The following is a 605-nucleotide window of genomic DNA, read 5'->3' as shown; positions in this document are numbered from 1 at the left end:
ATGTGTATAAGAGACAGGGCGGCGCGGGACGGGGCGTGCGGGGGCGCGCCTGGTGGAAACGGGCGTACCGGGTGCGTTGATCCGTGCAGGTACGCCCGATCTCGCTCGGTACTGCAGCCGCTCTGGGAAAGAACGGGCAGACCGGGAGCGGGCTACAGGGAACCGCTCGGGCGGGCGACGTAGGGCATGAGCTGGTTCGGCAGCCAGATGGCGCGCTCGACGACGCCGACGCCGGGGCGCGCGGCCTCGACCATGGTGCCGTAGCTCGTCACGATCGAGTCGTGGTACGCCCCCGAGGCGGTGCCGTTCGACGAGTAGAACAGGATGTCGCCGGGCTGGCGCTGGGACAGCGGGACGAGGCGACCGATCGACTTGAAGTAGTTGTACTGCCAGACGACGTTGTGTCCACCGGTCGCGATGCCCTGCGAGCTGTAGGCCATCATCACGAGGCCGGAGCAGTCCCAGGTGGTCGGGCCGGCGCCGCCGAGGACGTACGCCTCGCCGAGCTGCCCTCGGGCGTAGGAGATCGCGCCGGCGGCCTTCGAGGGGCTGCTCGGGGCCGGTGCGATCTCCTACGCCCGAGGGCAGCTCGGCGAGGCGTACGT

At 70.1% G+C, this 605-nt stretch carries 1 protein-coding gene; it reads right to left on the bottom strand.

Translation table 11 applies throughout. The annotated features are described in order from the left end of the window. Window positions 1–152: 152 nt before the first annotated feature. Entirely contained in the window at window positions 153–527 is a 375-nt protein-coding gene (locus DEJ00_RS18190) for a C40 family peptidase (RefSeq protein ID WP_258373732.1), read from the bottom strand. Between the last annotated feature and the right edge of the window lie 78 nt (window positions 528–605).

This window comes from Curtobacterium sp. MCLR17_039, assembly GCF_003234745.1.
Taxonomy (GTDB): Bacteria; Actinomycetota; Actinomycetes; order Actinomycetales; family Microbacteriaceae; genus Curtobacterium; species Curtobacterium flaccumfaciens.
Note: the sequence above shows the minus strand (reverse complement) of the source record. Positions and strands in the feature narration are given on the sequence as shown.